Below are 19,348 nucleotides of genomic sequence, written 5' to 3'. Positions count from 1 at the left end.
ATAGGTGAACTGACTTAGTATATAGTGTTTATCATATAAACGCGGAACTTTGTTTATTCTGTTGCGTAAAAAAATAAACCACTGCTGGGCAGTGGTCTAGCGCATTTATTTTTTCAGATTTCCGGCGTGAAGTCCACATTCTTTATGGGTTGCATCTTCCCACCACCAGCGGCCTTCGCGTTCATGCTGGTTTGGTAACACTGCACGGGTACATGGTTCGCAGCCAATCGAAATAAAACCTTTTTCATGTAATGGATTATATGGAATTTCCATTAAACGGATGTAATTCCAGACATCGCTACTGGACCAGTTGGCCAAAGGATTATACTTGATGAGCTGTTTGCCAGGACCAGAAAAACCTGGGTCAGCCTGAACCACCGGAATTTCATTACGGGTGCCTGGACTCTGGTCTTTACGCTGACCGGTAATCCAGCCATCTAGCGTGGCCAGCTTTTTACGCAGCGGCTGAACTTTACGGATGCTGCAGCATTCCTGATGACCATTGGCGTAGAAACTGAACAGGCCTTTTTCATTGACCAGTTGCTGAATCGCTTCAGTTTCGGGGAAACAGATTTCAATTGGAATATTATAGTGCTTGCGAACGGTTTCAATAAATTGATAGGTTTCGCCATGCAAACGGCCGGTATCCAGGCTAAAGACACGAAAAGGCAGACCCAGATTGGCCGCCATATCAATCAGCACCACATCTTCAGCGCCTGAAAAGGAAATCGCAATTTCACCTGGCTGGCTGAGTGCCAGTTTTAGAATTTCACTTGGAGATTTATCTGCATATTCGGCGGCAAGCGCGTCAACGAGATCAATAGTGGGAATGGTAGTCATAATATTCCTGGCTATAGGTTTGGAGATGACAAAACCTATATTAATTTATTTCGGCTGTATTTTAATAGAAATGCCAAAACCGACTTATCACTAAAAAATCAATGCTTATGAAAAAAATAGATTTAAAAAAGAACAAGTCAAAAGCGCGATCTTGGTCTATGATAGAGCAAATTTTTTTCAATGACAGATATGGGGAGCATTCATGGAAGTTGTATGTCTTGATCTTGAAGGTGTGTTGGTTCCAGAAATTTGGATTAACTTTGCAAAAAAAACTGGGATTAAAGAGCTAGAAGCGACAACCCGTGATATTCCTGACTATGATGTATTAATGACACAGCGTTTGAATATCTTAAAACAGCATGGTTTGGGTTTAAATGATATTCAGGAAGTGATTGCCGATATGGGCCCATTTCCGGGTGCCAAAGAATTTGTGGAATGGCTACGTACCCATTTCCAGCTAATTATTCTATCTGATACATTCTATGAATTTGCTCATCCGTTAATGAAGCAACTGGGCTGGCCAACTATTTTCTGCCATAAACTGGAAACTGATGAAAATGGTATGATCACCGCGTATAAGCTGCGTCAACCTGACCAGAAACGTCAGGCGGTAAAAGCATTACATGGTTTGAATTTCCGTGTGATTGCCGCAGGCGATTCTTATAATGACACTACCATGCTTGGCGAAGCCGATGCCGGTTTCCTGTTTGATGCACCTGAAAATGTGATTGCAGAATTTCCACAGTTCCCGGCCATTCATGGCTATGAAGCGCTAAAAGAAGCGATCCGTAAAGCTTCTGTGCGTGATATTCCAGCTTAATGGATACCCGCTGAACTAAGGAAAGCCGCAAATTATGCGGCTTTTTTATTGAGATTTTCATTCATTAAAACAATAAAAAAGGGCGCCCGAAGGCGCCCCCAAACAAGCTTTGCATCAAGAGAGTGTTTTAGAAGCGGTAGCCGATTTTTAGACCATAACCCAAAGCATAGTTGTCTTCAAATTCACCAACGTCTGTTGTACCCGTACGTGCAGTGGCATCACCCAACCAGAAGTATTTTACGCCAGCTTGAATAAAATAATTTTCCGCAGGGCTATATTGACCACCTAAACCTACGCTCCAGAAGCCTTCAACAGGGCCTAAAGTAGTTACAGGGTTACCTGCACCAGAATCCCAACCTACAGATGCAGAACCAGACCATTTGCTAGTAAATTTATGACCTACACCAACGGTTGCAGAAATTTGATCATCTGAATAGTCAATAAGGTTATTGCCAGAAGCTGCATTTAAAAACTTTGGTGTGACCGCAAATTGATCCCAATGTGCCCAACGGATATTGGCAAAAGCTAAAGTGTTGGCTGCAACACCTGTTTGAAAATCAATGTTTACTGATTGCGGAGTTACAACTTCAGTGAGTGCATTTGGTCGTTGAATTGCACCAAACCCAAAAGTTTCTGTAGTATCAAGTTCATGTTTGATTTCTGAACGATAGGTAACTGCAGTTTTTAACGCGATTTCTGGAATTTGATAAGCAAAACCAGCAAGCCAACCGTATGCTTCATCTTCTTTTAAATTAATGTCGTAGCTGCCAAGTTTAGAAGCACCCCCGTACGCAAGTCCACGTAAAGATACTGTACCTTGTACGGTTTGATAAACAGGACCTGCGTAGAAATTCCAGTTTTCTGTAGGTTGGTAACCAATTAAAGCTGAAAGATTGTGTGTTTCTACTTCTACTTGGGTTGCTTCACCATTCGCGCCAAAAACTAGATTATTTGAAGGGTAGAGAGATTCGGCGCCAAATGGTTGGTCATATAAAAGACCTATAGAAATGTGTTCAGTTGCTTGTACTTTAATCGCAGCAGAAGGGAAATAATAATCTTCTGCCATATCGTTAACTTTCAATTGATTAGATTGAACTTTGGGATCTAAAACTGAAATACCTGCTTCTGCATAATTACCCGGTTGTAAAAATGCAGCAATAGATTGACCAGAACGGTCTAAACCAGCAGCAAGCGCAGGTGTAAGTGGGAGAGTGCTAAGTAAAATACTTGAATAGATTTTATTGAGCTTCATGGTCGTTCCCTGATGCTTTATGTAACAAAAAGTGCAGGAAAAGTAACACATATAAAAAAAGAGTAAATGCTCAACTTCGCAGAATAAATGAACTGAATAAGTTATAAATAGCAGTTGATTAGAGTAAAAGTACTATTTTTAGATCTTAAGTAATTGAATTTTATTAAATAATTTTTTTAGGATAATGTTTGGGTAAATACGAGTTTAATTGCTTTTAATTTAAACATTTAATTAACACTTGTTTAAAAACGAGTGGGTTTTAAGTGCAAAAAAGCCCCCCCGAAGGGTGGCTCCTTTGAAAACTAAGAGATTAGAATCGGTAACCAATTTTTAAGCCGTATGCCCATGCATCGTTGTCTTCAAACTCTGCAACATAATCAGAACTGCCTGCTTGAGCACCTGTTTGGGCTTTAGCATCACCCAACATGAAGTATTTTACACCACCTGCAATAAAGTAGTTTGGTGCAGGTGAGTATTGAACCCCTAGACCCACGTTCCAATAACCTTCAGTAGGACCAAGAGTTGATACAGGGTTACCTGCGCCAGAATCCCATCCTACAGATACGTTACCTGCCCATTGGTCATTTAATTTGCGACCAACACCTACAGTTGCAGAAATTTGGTCATCTTCATATTCTACTAGAGAAAAACCATTTGGACGATTGACCAAAGGTCCAACAGCTTCAGCAGCTTTCCCAAATTTATACGGTGTGATGGAGAAGTCTTTCCAATTTACCCAGCGTAAGTTTGCAAATGCTACAGTATTCGCCATGATGCCTGTTTGGAAGTCTAGATTCACCGATTGAGGTGTTGTAATTTTAGTTTTGCCATCAGCTGAATTAGCTGCTGCAAAACCACCAATTGCTTGTGAAATAGCAGGTAATAATGCAGGCGGTACAATACCACCCAACATTGGTGCTGCATTTGCTAATGGCGTTGCTAAACTCAGATTTTCATTCGCAACAAATTCATGATCAATTTCAGAGCGGTAGGTTACTGAAGCTTTTAATGCAATTTCAGGAATTTGAAATGCTGCACCAGCTAACCAACCTACAGCAGAGTCTTCTTTAATGTTTGCATCGTATCCATTAAAAACGCTGTAAGCTGAGCCGCGTAGTTTTACATTACCTTTAATGGTTTGATATACACCACCACCATAAATATTAAAGTTTTCAGTAGGCTGGAAACCAAAAATCATAGAAATGTTTTGTGTGTCCACTTCAACTGAAGTACTACCTGTAGTGGTACCACCAATCATTGATGTTGTAACAGGTAGTGAGCTTAGTACTCGATCTGTTGGTGCTGCAACAAAATTATTAGTGCCAGTATATTCAGCATCTGCACCAAAAGGTTGGTCGTAAAGCAGACCAAAAGAGAATTTATCAGTAAGTTGGAATTTTAGTGCGGCACTAGGGAAATAGTAATCGCCCGCCATATCACCAATTTGACGATTTGTTGTGCTTGTGCCAGCTTCCTGTCCAGAGACATCTGGGTCTAATACAGAAATACCTGCTTCAAAGTAGTTACCCGGTTGTAAGAACGCAGCAATAGATTGACCAGAACGATCTAGAGCTGCAGCAAAAGCACCCGTCATTGGTACAGTTGCTAAAATCATTGCTGTGCTAAGTGCTTTTAATTTCATTATACATTTCCCTTGGGCTATAAAGTCTTTTATGACAGTTTTTGTTGATGCTTTAAGCTTTCATTTAGGATGATTTCGATTTGTGCAAACCGAGACCATTTGTTACTCCATGTGACAAAAATATCACAATTAAAATAAGAGTAAATGCTCTAGAAAAAACTAATCAGTATAAAAAACACGCTGAATAGAGTATTTGTTCTAATTGGTGTGGTTTTTTTGCTTGTTAGTGATTGAAAATTAAAGAATAAAATTTAAAATCAATCTCTTGTTTGAATGTTTTAATTGATTGAAATTTGATCGATTTTGGTAGTTAAAAATTTGAGGCTTATTTATGTGAAACTATAATTTTTGAGATTAAATTCAAAATTTTAGAGACTCGCGTGCTCTTAAAAAATCAGGTGATTAGTGGGTTAAAAACAGAAGCAGCTATTTGGCTGCTCCTGATCTGTGTGATTTAAGCTGCATCTAGCCCCGTTGTGATCAGCTTGGCACCTGTAGCGGCCTGAATCTGTGCAACAGTCACATCTTTAGCCAGCTCTACGAGCTTTAAGCCCTGTTCAGTCACATCAATCACGCCGAGATCACTAATAATTCTGTTGACGATACCTTGACCGGTCAGAGGCAGGCTACATTCGGAAAGCAGTTTTGAACTGCCATCTTTGGCACAGTGTTCCATGAGCACCACGACTTTCTGTACCCCAACCACCAGATCCATGGCGCCGCCCATGCCTTTGACTTTTTTACCTGGAATCATCCAGTTAGCCAGATCGCCACGTTCCGACACCTCCATGGCACCTAAAATGGCAATATTGACATGCCCCCCACGAATCATAGCGAAGGACTCTGCGCTCGAGAAAAATGATGCACCCGCTTGTGCGGTTACAGTCTGTTTCCCGGCATTAATTAGATCGGGATCAACCGTGTCCTGAGTTGGAAACTCACCAATGCCCAGCAGGCCGTTTTCAGACTGTAGCCAGACGTTGATATGTTCTGGAATATAGTTAGCAACCAGGGTGGGCAGACCAATCCCTAAATTGACATAAAAGCCATCTTGCAGCTCAAGCGCAGCACGCTGGGCCATTTCATTTCGCGTCCATGCCATGGTTTAAGCCTCCGCCTTTAAGGTCATCTGTTCAATCCGTTTTTCGGGTGTGCTGTTCAGTACCACACGGTTGATATAAATTCCAGGCAGATGGATCTCGTCCGGGTCCAGCTCGCCGATTTCCACAATCTGCTCGACTTTCGCAATGGTAAATTTGCCGGCCATGGCACATTCAGGATTAAAGTTACGGGCAGTTTTGCGGAATATTAAATTTCCGGCTTTATCTGCCTTGTAAGCTTTAATTAATGCAACATCGGCAGTTAAGGCGTGTTCCAGAATATAGGATTTTCCTTCAAATTCACGAACTTCTTTGCCTTCGGCAATCAGCGTGCCGACCCCGGTTTGTGTATAAAATGCCGGAATCCCCGCGCCGCCAGCACGTAATTTTTCTGCCAGTGTGCCTTGAGGGGTTAGTTCCACTTCCAGTTCACCACTTAAATACTGGCGTTCAAATTCCTTATTTTCACCAACATAGGAGGAGACCATCTTTTTAATCTGTTTGGTCTGTAGCAGTTTGCCCAAACCAAAATCATCGACCCCAGCATTGTTGGAAATACAGGTCAGTCCAGTCACTCCGGTATTTTTTAGCGCTTCAATTAAGGCTTCAGGAATGCCACAGAGGCCAAAACCACCTACCGCGAGCGTTTGATGATCGGCCACCACATCGGCCAACGCCAGCTCAGCAGTTGCTACTACTTTATTCATCTGTTTTAACCTGCTTGTTTAGCTGTCGACTTTGGCACTGCCAGCGTTGTTGTCTAACTCGGAGGCATGCAGGAAATGGGTATGATGCGGCGCGCGTTTGGTTTTGCTCCATTGCTCCAGCATTTCATGCTTCATGTCTTCGGTAATCAGGGCGATTTTTTCTGGCGCAGCTTCATCATCGTAGGCCAGTTCCAGACGATGGCCATTCGGATCAAAAAAGTAAATTGAATGGAAAATGCCATGATTGGTCACGCCTAAAACCTCGACACCATTGGCTTCCAGATGCGCTTTGGCTTCGAGCAGTGCAGCGCGGTCTTTCACTTTCAGGGCAATATGCTGCACCCATTTCGGGGTGTTTTCATCACGGCCCATTTCTGGCTGGGTCGGCAGTTCAAAAAAGGCCAGTACATTGCCATTGCCGGCATCCAGGAATAAATGCATGTATGGGTCAAAGGCTTTGGTCGATGGTACATAGTCTTCGGCAAAAGCCAGAATAAAGTCCATATTCAGGTTTTTTTTGTACCACTCGACGGTTTCTTTGGCATCTTTACAGCGATAGGCAACGTGGTGAATTTTTTCAATTTGAATGGTCATGGTTCAATATCCTTATTGATGAATCTTAAGCGGCATCTGCCTGTGCTTCGGGTGCGGCCTGTTGAAATGAAGGCAGAGTGAAACAATGGCTATAAATCGCGGCAATTTTTGGAAAGTCGGTTAAATCGACATGAAAGCGCTGGGCGTTATAGACCTGTGGAATCAGGCAGCAGTCTGCAAAAGTGGGCTGGTCGCCAAAACAGAAACGGCCATTGGAATCGGTCAATTGTGCTTCCAGACTCTGAAAGCCCAAAGTCACCCAATGCTGATACCACGCTGTTTTCTGTTCATCGCTGAGTTGCAGCGTGCCGCTTAAATATTGCAGCACACGCAGGTTGTTAATCGGATGAATATCGCAGGCAATGCTCTGGCAAAAAGCACGGATTTTGGCGCGTTGCTGTAGATCGGCCGGTAACAGGGCTGGCTGCGGATATTTTTCTTGTAGATATTCCAGAATGCTCAGCGACTGGCTCAGCTGAAAATCATCCTCCACCCAGGCCGGAATCAGGCCGCTTGGGTTGATTTGACGATAGGCAGGCTGATGCTGTTCACCGCCATTGTTTAGCAAATGTACCGGAATAATCTCAGCTTTTAATCCCTTCAAGTTCAGCGCAATCCGCACCCGGTAAGCAGCTGAACTGCGAAAATAACTATACAGTTTCATGGGCAGCATCCTGCACTTCATCTGTGGCAAAGTTAAATTGCACTGCAGGCAAGACGGTGCCGCTGACTTCACCAAAGCCAATACGCAGGCCATCTTTTTCACAGTAACCTTTCATGATCAGCGTGTCGCCATCTTCCAGGAAGCCGCGCTGTTGACCGTTGGCCAAAATTAACGGTTTGCTGGTGTTCCAGGTCAGTTCCAGCAAGGAGCCATAAGAATCCGGCGTTGGACCAGAAATGGTGCCGGAACCCATTAAATCGCCAACCTGAACATTACAGCCTGAAACAGTGTGATGGGTCAGTTGCTGTGCCATCGACCAGTACATATATTTAAAGTTGGTCTGGCAGATCACATCGCTCTGTTCCGATTGTGCGGCTTTGAGCTCAACCGACAAATGGATGTCATAGCTGTTATCGACCTGTTCTTCACGTAAATAGGCCAGGGGACGTGGCTCTTGCACCGGGGTACGGGTTTTAAACGGTTCCAGCGCCTCCATGGTCACAATCCATGGTGAAATGGATGAAGCAAAGGTCTTGGCATTAAACGGCCCTAAAGGCACATATTCCCATTGCTGGATATCACGTGCTGACCAGTCATTGAACAGCACCATGCCAAAAATATGCTCCCAAGCATTCTCAATTGAGATTGGTTCACCCAGTTTGTTGGGTTTGCCAACAATAAAGCCGGTTTCCAGTTCAAAATCGAGTTTACGGCAAGCCGAGAAAATTGGACGTTCGGCATTTGGTAACTTGATCTGGCCAGATGGGCGTACCACCGGTGTACCACTCACCACCACAGAACTGGCGCGGCCATTATAACCGACCGGTAATTCTGACCAGTTCGGTAATAGCGCATTTTTTGGATCGCGGAACATGCAGCCGACATTGGTGGCATGTTCTTTAGATGAATAGAAATCGGTATAGCCCGGAATATGTACCGGCAGATGCATATGCACTTCTGCCTGAGCGAAGAAAGCCTGTGCACGTAAACTGTCATTGTCACGTAATGTCGGGTTGTCGGCAGACAGCAGGCTTTGTAATTCCTGACGGATTTTGCGCCAGTTGTGTTGACCCGATTCAATAAATTTATTCAAGGTCGGCTGATTAAAATAACTTTCGCCGGCCTGAATGCTGAGAAAACCGTTCGCTTCCAGCATGGCCAAATCCACCACCCATTCACCTAAGGCCACCCCAATACGGCGATGGCCCGTTGGGCTTTCGCTAAATACGCCATACGGCAGGTTCTGAATCGGGAAATCTGAATGTGCTGCAACGTCTACAAATGCTTGCTGAGTCATATGGGGTTCCTGCATATCTCGATGAAAACGGTCCAGTGTTTTCGATCTGGGGGAGTGATCTGGATCACTTGATTTTTGTCATAAATCTCATCATACTCATTTTTATTAATTACGCAATAGTTAATTAAATTACGAATATCGTAAAAATGTAAATAAAAGAATTCTGCAGAGATGCATTTATCAAATGGAGCGTAAACCTCTGTCTTTCAGGTCAGAGATATAAGCGACACGACATGAAATGTCGTTTAATTGCTAAAGAACAATATTTCAAGCCTAATATGAGCTAATATAAGCCCATGAAAACACTTAAATTACGTATAAAAGACAAACATTGTAAGGTGCTAGACCAATTGGCATCTGAAGTTAATTTTGTCTGGAACTATGTCAATGATTTGTGTTTCAAACACCTACAGCGCAAACAACAATTCTTTTCAGCATACGATATTGCTAAATACACGAAAGGCGCATCAAAGGAATGTAATCTTCATAGCCAAACCATTCAGGCTGTAACAGAAGAATTGGTCACTCGCAGAAAACAGTTCAAAAAATCAAAATTGAGATGGCGTGTCAGTAATAAGAAATCAGCAAGAAGATCACTGGGTTGGATACCCTTTAAAAAGGTCGCTATTAAATACGCCGATGGATACGTTCAGTATGACAAGCATCAATTTAAGCTATGGGATAGTTACGGATTATCGAAATACAGCATTAAAACAGGCTCATTTGTAGAGGATAGTCGTGGACGTTGGTATGTCTGCTTAGTGGTTGATTCACCCAAACAAGACAAACCTACCGCCACAAAAGCCGTGGGCATTGATCTAGGCTTAAAAGATATTGCTACTTGTTCAGATGGTACAGTCATCAGTAATCCCAAGTTCTATCGAAAATACGAGCAAAAGCTCGGTATTGCTCAGAGAGCGAGAAATAAAAAGCGTGTCCGTGCATTACACGCCAAGATTGCAAACTGTCGTAAAGACCATTTGCACAAGGCTAGCACCCAGCTGGTGAAAGACAATGCACTGATTGTCGTTGGTGATCTAAGTGCGAACAAACTTGTAAAAACTAAAATGGCGAAATCTGTTTTAGATACAGGATTTTCAGCACTCAAAACCATGCTCAAGTATAAATGCGAGAACGCAGGGGGCATGTTTGAGGAAGTCAACGAGAGATTCACAACCCAAACCTGTTCGAGCTGCGGTGCAATCACCGCAAGCAGTCCGAAAGATAGAGCAGATTTGCGAATAAGAGTATGGGAATGTGAATGCGGAAGTGTAAATCAACGCGATTTAAACTCCGCCAAGAACATACTTGCGCTTGGGCATAAGCGTCTAGCAGTAGGAATCTCCCTCCTTTCAGGTGGGTGAGGATGTCAAAAATCAGAACAGCACGCTAAAATGCTCGGTGTTTACAGGAGAGTAAAATTCTTATGTCAGAAAAGAATCAGGTGGGCGTGCAATCTTTAGAGGTGGGTTTAACCGTGCTGGATGCGCTGATGACCTATCGTCATCCGGTCATGCTCAAAGATTTATCTGAAAAACTGGCCATGCATCCGGCCAAGGTGCACCGTTATATGGTCAGTCTGGTACGTATGAATTATGCCAAGCAGCTGGAAGATGGTCGTTATGCACTGGGCGATCAGGCTTATCGTTTTGGTCTGAGCTGTATCCAGCGCAGTGACAGTCTGCAGGCGGCACAGGCACAGATTAATGAACTGCACCGGCATTTGGATTGTGGATTGCAGATTAGCAAATGGACGATGCAAGGCCCACTGATTGTACAGTGGCTGGAGCCGAATCAGCCAGTTTCGGTAATTACCCGTGTCGGTTCGATCATGCCGATGCTGAATTCGGCCACCGGCCGGGCTTATGCTGCGTTTATGCCGGAAGCATTGGTGCGACCTTTGCTGGAAAAAGAATGGCAGCAGCATCAGGCACAGCAGAAAGTGGTCTATCCGCAGAACTGGGATGAATTTTTAACTTTAAAACAGCAGATTCTAAGTGAAGGTGTGGCCACGGTCGCAGGCGATTTGCTGGCCGGAATTCATGCGATTTGTGTGCCGGTATTAAATCAGCACCATGAAATTGAATATGCGATTTCGGTGTTGGGCACTGCTTCGGATTTGCCGCTGGATATGCAGCATCCAAAAATCCAGTATTTAAGAGAGATGGCAGCACGTTTAAGCGCACAGTTACAGCCGATTTAAAATGGTGGGGGAATTCGCCAAGGCAGCTACGCGAGTTGCTTCATCTCGGTGAAGTGCTGAAGATAAAAAAGGAAGGAGATGCGCCTTCCTTTTTTATAGATACGATGGTGTGCCCTGCGGGACTCGAACCCACGCCGGTCGCTTAGGAGGCAACTGCTCTATCCAGTTAAGCTAAGGGCACAAAACGCCCTTAATTTAGCTGAAAAAAAGCTGAAAAAAAAGTTATTACCGAAGTAATAACTTTTTCTTTTGTCAGTAAAAATAACTTAGCTGTTTTTTTGTTTTAGCAATTTAAACAGACCCCACATCAGCACAATCCAGACCGGAATCATATACACCGATTCGCTAAAGCCTTGGGTCCACATAATGTACAGGATGGTGGCAATAAACAGCAGCACAATCACGTTACCCACAGGTGACCACAGTGCAGGGAAAGAGGTGGTTTGACCTGAGTTTTTCATGGCCTGAATAAACTTCAGGTGAGTCAGGGTAATCATGGCCCAGTTCAGTACCAAGGCACCGACCACAATATAAATCAGGTGGCTTAAAGCATCTTCCGGTACAAAGTAGTTCAACAATACACAGCCAAAAATCAGCAGGGCAGAGAACAGCACCGCAGGAATTGGCACGCCTTGCTTGTTCACTTTCAGGAATACTTTTGGCGCATTGCCTTGTTGGGCCAGACCGAACAGCATCCGGCTATTGGCATACATACCACTGTTATAAACCGACAGCGCCGCCGTTAAAATAATAAAGTTCAGCAGATGTGCCGCCCAGCCAATGCCTAACTGGCTAAAGATCATCACGAATGGGCTTTTATCCAGACCGCCCAGTTCCAGCTGATTCCATGGCACTAACGACAGTAAAATCGTCAATGAACCAACATAGAAAATCAGGATACGGAACACCACCTGATTGATGGCTTTGGGAATGGTCTTTTTCGGATCCTGCGCTTCTGCTGCTGCCATACCAATTAGCTCGATCCCGCCAAAGGCAAACATCAGGAAGGCCAGCATGAAGAATAAGCCTTCAAAGCCGTGCGGGAAGAATCCGCCATGGCTCCAGAGGTTGCTAAATGAAGCAGTCGAGTTGGCATCTGCGGTCAACAGGAGGTACAGACCAAAAATGATCATCGATACTACTGCGGCCACTTTAATAATTGCCAGCCAGAATTCTGATTCCCCATAAAATTTTACATTGCCGAGGTTGATCAGGGTAATGACAATAAAGAAAAACAGGACCGAGGACCAGGCCGGAATATGCGGCCACCAGTAGTTAATATATTTGGCGACAGCGGTGAGTTCGGTCATGGCGACCAGAATATATAAAATCCAGTAATTCCAGCCGGCCAGGAAGCCAGGGAATTTCCCCCAATAGCGATAAGCAAAATGGCTGAAAGAACCTGCAACCGGTTCATGAACAATCATTTCGCCCAGTTGGCGCATAATTAAAAATGCAATCAAACCCCCAATCGCATAGCCTAAAATAATAGAGGGACCTGCGGATTGGATGACTTGAGCGGAACCTAAGAATAAGCCAGTACCAATCGCGCCGCCCATGGCGATGAGTTGGATATGACGGTTCTTTAAGCCACGCTGAAGTTGAGAAGACTCGTTGTTCAAAGTGTTCAGCCCGACAATGTATAATAAGTGGCTCGATTGTAATAGATAGTTGCAAATTAGCCTAGTAGATCACCAGTCGCTTCAGAACAGCTCATAAAATCGAAAAATGGTCATTTTGTTGAAACAATAATTGAATCAAGATATTAATTTTATTGGCTATATTTTTTTAGGCTTGAAAATTTCAAGTCTACAGCCCAAGATTTGGGTAAATTTTATACTTAAGTCCAGTTCGCCTGATTTTTTAAGCAAAAGACGTTATCATTTAAAGCAAGCAAAAACCTTGCTTTAGATTATGTAATACAACGAAAAATCAAAGGATTAGATAAGAATGCGCTGCGCTCCACAAATTAAAATTGCAGCCACCTATATGCGTGGCGGTACTAGTAAAGGTGTCTTTTTCAAATTAGATGACTTACCAGTCGAAGCGCAAGTGCCTGGAAAAATTCGTGATCAGCTACTGCTACGGGTCATTGGCAGCCCGGACCCTTATGGCAAGCAGATTGATGGCATGGGCGGCGCCACTTCCAGTACCAGTAAAACCGTGATTCTGGCCAAAAGCAGCCAGCCGGAGCATGATGTCGATTATCTATTTGGTCAGGTGGCAATTGATCAGCCTTTTGTGGACTGGAGCGGTAACTGTGGCAACCTGACTGCTGCGGTGGGTGCTTTTGCCATCAGTCAGGGGCTAGTGGATGCCGATAAAATTCCGGAAAACGGTCTGTGTACCGTACGCATCTGGCAGAAAAATATTCAGAAAACCATTATCGCGCATGTGCCAATCACCAATGGTCAGGTGCAGGAAACCGGTGATTTTGAGCTGGATGGTGTGACTTTTCCGGCAGCAGAAGTACAAATTGAATTTTTAGATCCGGCCGATGATGGCGAAGAGGGCGGGGCCATGTTTCCGACTGGCAATGTGGTGGATACCTTTGTGGTACCAGATGTCGGGACTTTTCAGGCGACTTTTATTAATGCCGGTATTCCGACCATCTTTTTAAATGCCGATGAAATTGGCTATAGCGGTACCGAATTGCAGGATGACATTAATAGTAATCCGGAGGCGCTGGCGCGTTTTGAAAAAATCCGGGCCTATGGGGCCAAGCAGATGGGCTTGATTGATGATGTAGCGGAAGCGGCAAAACGTCAGCATACCCCGAAAATTGCTTTTGTCGCGCGTCCACAGAGCTATACCGCATCAAGTGGTAAAAATATTCAGGCTGAAGATGTCGATTTGCTGGTGCGTGCCTTGTCGATGGGTAAACTGCACCATGCCATGATGGGCACTGCTGCGGTGGCCATTGGGACAGCCGCTGCCGTGCCGGGGAGCTTGGTGAATCTGGCTGCTGGTGGTGGCGAGCGTGAAGCGGTGCGTTTTGGTCATCCTTCTGGGACTTTACGCGTCGGCGCGCAAGCGGTGCAGGAAAACGGTCAGTGGCAGGTGAAAAAAGCGGTGATGAGCCGTAGTGCGCGGGTGCTGATGGAAGGCTGGGTACGTGTACCGGCCGAGGTGCTGGAATAACGCTGACTTGATTTTGCCTGAATTAATGAATTCGCCTCTATGTTCAATAGGGGCGTTTTTTATGGATTGAGATCGAAAGCTGAAAAAACTGAAATATCCGCTTGTCTGTAGTTAAGGCTTAAAAAAACTTAAATTAGAGGTACAATGCGGACAGGGGGTTGGCCAGTGACGGCTAACAATCTTATAGAACAACCAATTCGAGGCAAATGTGTCATCTCTCACTGACGTCCCTGTAACCGTGTTGACTGAAGCGCAACAACGTATCCAACAAGATTTATTGACGGCCTTAGACGCTTTTGCCATTCCTGAGCCTTTAAAAGGGGCGGTCTATCATGCAGTAATGCTGGGTGGAAAACGTGTGCGTCCAGCCTTGTGTTATGCCACAGCAGCCTTAAAACCGAATACCAATATGGCGGCAGTGCGCCGTGCGGCGGTGGCGATTGAGCTGATTCACTGCTATTCGCTGGCGCATGATGATTTGCCTTGTATGGACAATGATTTGCTGCGCCGTGGCCAGCCGACCTGTCATGCTGCTTTTGGTGAAGATACGGCACTGTTGGCTGGCGATATTTTACAGTCAATGGCCTTTGAGGTATTGGGCAGCCGTTTGTTTGATCAGGGTGCGGCGGTAGATGCGGCAATTGTGCTAAAGCAGATGCAGATTCTGGCGACCGCGTCTTCCAAGATGGTATGCGGACAGGTGCTGGATTTGCAGGCCGAAGGCAAGCAGGTTGATCAGGCTGCGTTAGAAACGATTCATCGCAATAAAACCGGCGCTTTAATTTCTGCGGCGATTATGATGGCTGCAGTAGCGATTTTTGAGGGTACCGATCGCGCGATTCCACAACTGCGCGAATATGGGCAGGTGATTGGTCTGGCCTTCCAGGTCCAGGATGATATTCTGGATATTATTTCTGATACTGAAGTGTTAGGCAAAACTGCCGGGAAGGATGAACAGATGGAGAAATCGACCTATCCGGCATTGATGGGGCTGGAGCAGGCACAGGCTTATGCCACAGATTTGCATGATCAGGCTTTGCAGGCGCTAGACTATTTTGCTGAAGATGCCGCCGCATTAAGAGCCATTTCACAATTTTTATGGCAACGTAAAAGTTAATTAAAAAAGCGTGTTGTCAAAACACGCTTTTTTGTTTTATTCCTGGATTTTGGCATCCGGAGCAATCAGGGCTTTGCCTTTCTTAAGGCCTTCCAGTGCAGCCTGATTAAAGTCAAACAGCAGCTTATTGTCTTTGGCATCAATATTGTAACGGCTAATCAGTTTCTGGTCACCGTCCAGGGTATCCACCGTGTACTCATCAGCAATATTTAAAATACCATCGAGGTTAATACTGGCTGAGGCTTTGTCCTGACGGAACAGCTCGTAAATATCACGTAAATCGAAAATGGCATTGTTCGCGTCTGGATGTTTCTCAATATAATTTTCAATATGACGCATAATTAGCTGGGCAAAGAGAAAGTACTCAGGATGATGGGTAAATTTTAAGCTCATGTATGTACTCCTTATTATTGAAATTTATAGTTCTTCTTAGGAATACCATAAGCCTTCAGATTGATGAAGCCTTAAGCGCTTTAAATTGCAAAAATATACAAATCACGCCGGCGTTCAGGCGCAGAATAGGATCATCATTTCAATTCGGTGTAAATGAAGCCGAATACGGCTGGCAGGATTGGCCATTGCAAATTTAGTGATCAATAGCAGCGACTCATGCAAAATTTTGGAAAAATTAATAAATAAACACATCTTGATTTAGTAAAACGATTATGGCCTGTAGGGGCCAACAGAATGGTGCTCTGGCATTTGTTTCGCGGAAAAATCATCCGAAAGACTAAGGCTTATAAGCTAGCAAGTGAAATCATAAATCAGGTACAATTGGCGGGATTAATTTTGTGTTTGGTGTATTTGAAGGCCAATACATACATTCTTTGTTAATAAATAGGCCTGCCAGGAGTTATCCCCGCATGAGTGCCATTACTCCATACGAATGGGCAATTATTGCCTTCGTGATCGGCGTTACATTTTTATGCGTCTTTATGCTCACTGTCCCGTTACTCCTAGGGGGTAAATCATGGGGCCGTGCCAAGCAGGAGCAGTTTGAGTCAGGTGTTGTGAGTGCAGGTGGTGCACGCATTCGCTTGTCTGCCAAGTTCTATTTAGTTGCGATTTTCTTCGTTGTGTTCGACTTAGAAGCCCTCTATCTCTACGCATGGGCAGCTTCTGTTCGTGAAGTAGGCTGGGTTGGTTTTGCAACTGCTGCTGTATTTATTTTAGTTTTACTCGTTGGTTTGATTTACGAACTGTCAACCGGTGCACTGAACTGGGCTCCATCTGACAAACGTAAAGCTGCAGGGATTAAACCTAAAATCGGTTCACCAAATATGGATCTTGCAGAAATTACCCGCTTTAACTCAATTGAAGAGCTGGTAATCGACCCTACTGGTCAAATTCCTGCTCAATCTGCTGGTCATGTGAAAAAATCACAGGCTATATCATCTGATAAGGAGTAACTCGGGATGAAATATACCTTAACCCGTGCGAATCCGGATGCTGATCAATATCCACTTCAGGAGCGCCAGATCGTTACAGATCCGCTTGAAGAAGAAGTGAATAAAAATGTGTTCATGACTCGTTTAGAAGACTTGGCACATACAGCAGTAAACTGGGGGCGTAAGAACTCAGTTTGGCCGTTTAACTTTGGTACATCTTGCTGCTACGTAGAGTATGCAACGACTTTAACCGGCGTGCATGACTTGTCACGTTTTGGTGCCGAGGTTATTCGTGCTTCACCTCGTCAGGCCGACCTCATGATTGTCGCCGGTACCTGTTTCGTGAAAATGGCCCCAGTAATCCAGCGTTTGTACGAGCAAATGCTTGAGCCAAAATGGGTCATCTCAATGGGTGCATGTGCAAACTCAGGCGGTATGTACGATATTTATTCGGTTGTACAAGGTGTGGATAAAATCATTCCTGTCGATGTGTATATCCCAGGTTGCCCACCACGTCCTGAAGCCTTAATTCAGGCATTAATGTTGTTGCAAGACCAAATTCAATTAGAGCGCCGTCCGCTGTCTGCGGTGATTGGTGATGATCTTAAGCCAGTGTATAAGCCAAAGATGATGCCAGAACGTGACCGTAAGCAAGCACAGCGTATTGCGGTGAAAAACCTGCGCTCTATGGATGAAATTAAATAATTTAAGCGACAAAATCGTGGTGCACCCGTTATGGGTGTAGTTGTCGTTTAGGTTGACTGAATTTGTATTAAATAGGAAGCCAAGCCAATGGCTGAAACTGACATTGCTATGCCAGAATCAACAGCAGTTGATTCCCGCCCAGCATTTGCAATTGTAGAAGAGCTCAAAACCAAATTTGGTGAGAACTTCTATGTGCAAACGACTTTTGAAGATTTTCCAACGGTCTGGGTTGAGCGCGCACGCGTACAAGAAGTCTTGATGTTCTTGCGTACAGTGTCACGTCCATACGTGATGCTGTTTGACCTGTCTGCGGTAGATGAGCGTTTACGTACGCACCGCGACGGATTGCCTGCATCTGACTTTACCGTGTTCTATCACCTGTTGTCGTTAGAACGTAACAGCGATATCCGTGTCAAAGTTGCGCTAAATGAGAACGATCTGAATATTCCGACTGCGACCAATATCTGGCCAAATGCCAACTGGTACGAGCGTGAAGCTTACGATATGTTCGGCATTAACTTCGAAGGGCATCCAATGCTCCGTCGTATCTTGCTGCCAACCTATTGGGAAGGTCACCCGCTGCGCAAGGAATATTCTGCACGTGCCACTGAATATACCCCGTATATGCAGAACCAGGCCAAGCAGGATTTTGAACAGGAACACTTACGTTTTGTACCGGAAGACTGGGGTCTGACCCGTGGTAACGAAGACGAAGACTTCATGTTCCTGAACTTAGGTCCTAACCACCCATCTGCGCACGGTGCGTTCCGTGTCATCTTGCAGCTGGATGGTGAAGAAGTAAAAGACTGTGTACCCGACATCGGCTACCACCACCGTGGTGTGGAAAAAATGGCTGAGCGTCAAACCTGGCACTCATTCATTCCGTATACCGACCGTGTCGACTACCTCGGTGGTTGTGCGCAAAACATGCCGTATGTGATGGGTGTGGAGCAGCTGGCCGGTATTCAGGTGCCAGAGCGTGCACAATGTATCCGTGTGATGATGTCGGAACTGTTCCGTATCAATAACCACTTGCTTTATATCGGTACAGCAATTCAGGATGCCGGCGGTATGACCCCAGTATTCTATATGTTCGCCGACCGTCAGAAGATTTATGACGCGATTGAAGCGATCACCGGTTACCGTATGCACCCAGCCTGGTTCCGTATTGGCGGTACCGCGCATGACCTTCCAAACAACTGGCAGCACCTGATCCGCGAGATTCTGGAGTGGATGCCAAAACGTCTGAAGGAATACCATACTGCAGCGCTGAAAAACTCGGTGTTTGAAGGCCGTACCCGCAATGTAGCGCAGTACGATGCAAAATCTGCATTGGCCTGGGGTGTGACAGGTACCGGTTTACGTGCCACAGGTATTGACTTTGACGTACGTAAATACCGTCCATACAGCGGCTATGAAAACTATGACTTCGAAGTGCCGGTGGAGTATGAAGGCGATGCCTATGCACGTGTCATCGTTCACTACCGCGAAATCGAACAGTCTTTAAAAATCATCAAGCAGTGCTTGGATAACATGCCATCTGGTCCATATAAAGCGGATCATCCTCTGGCTGTTCCACCACCAAAAGACAAGACATTACAAGATATTGAAACCCTGATTACGCACTTCTTGAGCGTGTCTTGGGGGCCTGTCATGCCGGCAGGTGAAGCATCTGTAATGGCAGAAGTGGTGAAAGGGGCGTCGAACTACTACTTGACTTCAGACAAGTCAACCATGAGTTATCGTACCCGTATCCGTACACCAACCTTCACGCACTTACAGCAAATTCCTTCGGTGATTAACGGCAGTCTGGTCTCTGACTTGATTATTTATTTAGCGACAATTGATGTCGTAATGGCTGACGTGGATCGCTAAGGG

The 19,348-nt window shown here is 44.8% G+C and carries 18 protein-coding genes and 1 tRNA gene; 8 read left to right on the top strand and 11 right to left on the bottom strand.

What is annotated here, in order from left to right; genetic code table 11:
- Positions 1–105: 105 nt before the first annotated feature.
- A complete protein-coding gene (locus FTT63_RS04245) occupies positions 106–840 on the bottom strand; it encodes a phosphoadenylyl-sulfate reductase (protein ID WP_180192016.1) in 735 nt (244 codons plus the stop codon).
- Between the two features lie 202 nt (positions 841–1,042).
- Here FTT63_RS04245 and thrH point away from each other — a divergent pair, with 202 nt between their 5' ends.
- Positions 1,043–1,660, top strand: coding sequence for a bifunctional phosphoserine phosphatase/homoserine phosphotransferase ThrH (gene thrH / locus FTT63_RS04240; RefSeq protein WP_075168141.1), 618 nt, complete (start codon positions 1,043–1,045; stop codon positions 1,658–1,660).
- A 127-nt stretch (positions 1,661–1,787) separates the two neighbouring features.
- On the opposite strand, the gene FTT63_RS04235 is transcribed toward thrH, so the two are convergent.
- The 7 genes from FTT63_RS04235 to fahA all read right to left on the bottom strand — a co-directional run bounded on the left by FTT63_RS04235 (position 1,788) and on the right by fahA (position 8,916).
- Positions 1,788–2,912, bottom strand: a complete 1,125-nt coding sequence (locus FTT63_RS04235; RefSeq protein ID WP_180192015.1) for an OmpP1/FadL family transporter — start codon at positions 2,910–2,912, stop codon at positions 1,788–1,790.
- Positions 2,913–3,222: 310 nt separating this feature from the next.
- Positions 3,223–4,554: an OmpP1/FadL family transporter gene (locus FTT63_RS04230; RefSeq protein WP_127798660.1), complete on the bottom strand. Its 1,332-nt coding sequence runs from the start codon at positions 4,552–4,554 to the stop codon at positions 3,223–3,225.
- A gap of 454 nt (positions 4,555–5,008) precedes the next feature.
- Positions 5,009–5,656 (bottom strand): 3-oxoacid CoA-transferase subunit B, encoded by a 648-nt coding sequence (locus FTT63_RS04225; RefSeq protein WP_180192014.1) that lies wholly within the window; start codon positions 5,654–5,656, stop codon positions 5,009–5,011.
- Between the two features lie 3 nt (positions 5,657–5,659).
- Positions 5,660–6,361, bottom strand: a complete 702-nt coding sequence (locus FTT63_RS04220) for a CoA transferase subunit A (RefSeq protein WP_180192013.1) — start codon at positions 6,359–6,361, stop codon at positions 5,660–5,662.
- 18 nt (positions 6,362–6,379) lie between these two features.
- A complete protein-coding gene (locus FTT63_RS04215) occupies positions 6,380–6,955 on the bottom strand; it encodes a VOC family protein (protein WP_005179677.1) in 576 nt (191 codons plus the stop codon).
- Positions 6,956–6,980: 25 nt separating this feature from the next.
- Positions 6,981–7,619, bottom strand: a complete 639-nt coding sequence (gene maiA, locus FTT63_RS04210; protein ID WP_104472661.1) for a maleylacetoacetate isomerase — start codon at positions 7,617–7,619, stop codon at positions 6,981–6,983.
- Positions 7,606–8,916 (bottom strand): fumarylacetoacetase, encoded by a 1,311-nt coding sequence (gene fahA / locus FTT63_RS04205; protein ID WP_180192012.1) that lies wholly within the window; start codon positions 8,914–8,916, stop codon positions 7,606–7,608. The genes maiA and fahA overlap by 14 nt, the downstream gene beginning before the upstream one ends.
- A gap of 296 nt (positions 8,917–9,212) precedes the next feature.
- On the opposite strand from fahA, the gene FTT63_RS04200 reads away from it, so the two are divergent.
- Together FTT63_RS04200 and FTT63_RS04195 are read left to right on the top strand one after the other, a co-directional pair.
- Entirely contained in the window at positions 9,213–10,280 is a 1,068-nt protein-coding gene (locus tag FTT63_RS04200) for an RNA-guided endonuclease TnpB family protein (protein WP_180192011.1), read from the top strand.
- 62 nt (positions 10,281–10,342) lie between these two features.
- The gene (locus tag FTT63_RS04195; protein ID WP_163141385.1) at positions 10,343–11,119 is read left to right on the top strand and encodes an IclR family transcriptional regulator; all 777 of its coding nucleotides are present in this window, start codon (positions 10,343–10,345) and stop codon (positions 11,117–11,119) included.
- Positions 11,120–11,224: 105 nt separating this feature from the next.
- On the opposite strand, the gene FTT63_RS04190 is transcribed toward FTT63_RS04195, so the two are convergent.
- Both FTT63_RS04190 and FTT63_RS04185 read right to left on the bottom strand, forming a co-directional pair.
- Positions 11,225–11,300: transfer RNA gene (locus FTT63_RS04190), tRNA-Arg, on the bottom strand.
- An 85-nt stretch (positions 11,301–11,385) separates the two neighbouring features.
- Positions 11,386–12,741 (bottom strand): amino acid permease, encoded by a 1,356-nt coding sequence (locus FTT63_RS04185; RefSeq protein WP_034597873.1) that lies wholly within the window; start codon positions 12,739–12,741, stop codon positions 11,386–11,388.
- 328 nt (positions 12,742–13,069) lie between these two features.
- Here FTT63_RS04185 and prpF point away from each other — a divergent pair, with 328 nt between their 5' ends.
- Both prpF and FTT63_RS04175 read left to right on the top strand, forming a co-directional pair.
- Positions 13,070–14,260 carry a 2-methylaconitate cis-trans isomerase PrpF gene (gene prpF, locus FTT63_RS04180; RefSeq protein WP_160242898.1) on the top strand — a complete coding sequence of 397 codons (1,191 nt, stop codon included), beginning with the start codon at positions 13,070–13,072 and terminating at the stop codon, positions 14,258–14,260.
- A gap of 208 nt (positions 14,261–14,468) precedes the next feature.
- Positions 14,469–15,377 (top strand): farnesyl diphosphate synthase, encoded by a 909-nt coding sequence (locus tag FTT63_RS04175; RefSeq protein ID WP_180192010.1) that lies wholly within the window; start codon positions 14,469–14,471, stop codon positions 15,375–15,377.
- 36 nt (positions 15,378–15,413) lie between these two features.
- Here the strand turns inward: FTT63_RS04175 and FTT63_RS04170 are convergent, their stop codons facing one another.
- Positions 15,414–15,770 carry a hypothetical protein gene (locus FTT63_RS04170; RefSeq protein ID WP_104505625.1) on the bottom strand — a complete coding sequence of 119 codons (357 nt, stop codon included), beginning with the start codon at positions 15,768–15,770 and terminating at the stop codon, positions 15,414–15,416.
- Positions 15,771–16,240: 470 nt separating this feature from the next.
- Here FTT63_RS04170 and ndhC point away from each other — a divergent pair, with 470 nt between their 5' ends.
- The 3 genes from ndhC (at position 16,241) to nuoC (ending at position 19,345) form a co-directional block, all read left to right on the top strand.
- Positions 16,241–16,786, top strand: a complete 546-nt coding sequence (ndhC, locus tag FTT63_RS04165; protein ID WP_005179655.1) for an NADH-quinone oxidoreductase subunit A — start codon at positions 16,241–16,243, stop codon at positions 16,784–16,786.
- Between the two features lie 6 nt (positions 16,787–16,792).
- Positions 16,793–17,470: an NADH-quinone oxidoreductase subunit B family protein gene (locus tag FTT63_RS04160; RefSeq protein WP_005179652.1), complete on the top strand. Its 678-nt coding sequence runs from the start codon at positions 16,793–16,795 to the stop codon at positions 17,468–17,470.
- Between the two features lie 87 nt (positions 17,471–17,557).
- A complete protein-coding gene (gene nuoC, locus FTT63_RS04155) occupies positions 17,558–19,345 on the top strand; it encodes an NADH-quinone oxidoreductase subunit C/D (RefSeq protein ID WP_005179647.1) in 1,788 nt (595 codons plus the stop codon).
- Positions 19,346–19,348 lie beyond the last annotated feature (3 nt).

Source organism: Acinetobacter sp. C15 (genome assembly GCF_013420645.1).
Classification (GTDB): Bacteria; Pseudomonadota; Gammaproteobacteria; order Pseudomonadales; family Moraxellaceae; genus Acinetobacter; species Acinetobacter indicus.
This window is presented reverse-complemented; position numbering and strand designations above follow the sequence as displayed.

Bases quoted from the DNA above. Each gene is read 5' to 3' on its own strand.
- prpF (WP_160242898.1), top strand. From the start codon at position 13,070: ATGCGCTGCGCTCCACAAATTAAAATTGCAGCCACCTATATGCGTGGC.
- FTT63_RS04195 (WP_163141385.1), top strand. From the start codon at position 10,343: ATGTCAGAAAAGAATCAGGTGGGCGTGCAATCTTTAGAGGTGGGTTTA.
- fahA (WP_180192012.1), bottom strand. From the start codon at position 8,916: ATGACTCAGCAAGCATTTGTAGACGTTGCAGCACATTCAGATTTCCCG.
- ndhC (WP_005179655.1), top strand. From the start codon at position 16,241: ATGAGTGCCATTACTCCATACGAATGGGCAATTATTGCCTTCGTGATC.
- FTT63_RS04220 (WP_180192013.1), bottom strand. From the start codon at position 6,361: ATGAATAAAGTAGTAGCAACTGCTGAGCTGGCGTTGGCCGATGTGGTG.
- thrH (WP_075168141.1), top strand. From the start codon at position 1,043: ATGGAAGTTGTATGTCTTGATCTTGAAGGTGTGTTGGTTCCAGAAATT.
- FTT63_RS04245 (WP_180192016.1), bottom strand. From the start codon at position 840: ATGACTACCATTCCCACTATTGATCTCGTTGACGCGCTTGCCGCCGAA.
- FTT63_RS04160 (WP_005179652.1), top strand. From the start codon at position 16,793: ATGAAATATACCTTAACCCGTGCGAATCCGGATGCTGATCAATATCCA.
- maiA (WP_104472661.1), bottom strand. From the start codon at position 7,619: ATGAAACTGTATAGTTATTTTCGCAGTTCAGCTGCTTACCGGGTGCGG.
- FTT63_RS04200 (WP_180192011.1), top strand. From the start codon at position 9,213: ATGAAAACACTTAAATTACGTATAAAAGACAAACATTGTAAGGTGCTA.
- FTT63_RS04170 (WP_104505625.1), bottom strand. From the start codon at position 15,770: ATGAGCTTAAAATTTACCCATCATCCTGAGTACTTTCTCTTTGCCCAG.
- FTT63_RS04230 (WP_127798660.1), bottom strand. From the start codon at position 4,554: ATGAAATTAAAAGCACTTAGCACAGCAATGATTTTAGCAACTGTACCA.
- FTT63_RS04225 (WP_180192014.1), bottom strand. From the start codon at position 5,656: ATGGCATGGACGCGAAATGAAATGGCCCAGCGTGCTGCGCTTGAGCTG.
- nuoC (WP_005179647.1), top strand. From the start codon at position 17,558: ATGGCTGAAACTGACATTGCTATGCCAGAATCAACAGCAGTTGATTCC.
- FTT63_RS04235 (WP_180192015.1), bottom strand. From the start codon at position 2,912: ATGAAGCTCAATAAAATCTATTCAAGTATTTTACTTAGCACTCTCCCA.
- FTT63_RS04215 (WP_005179677.1), bottom strand. From the start codon at position 6,955: ATGACCATTCAAATTGAAAAAATTCACCACGTTGCCTATCGCTGTAAA.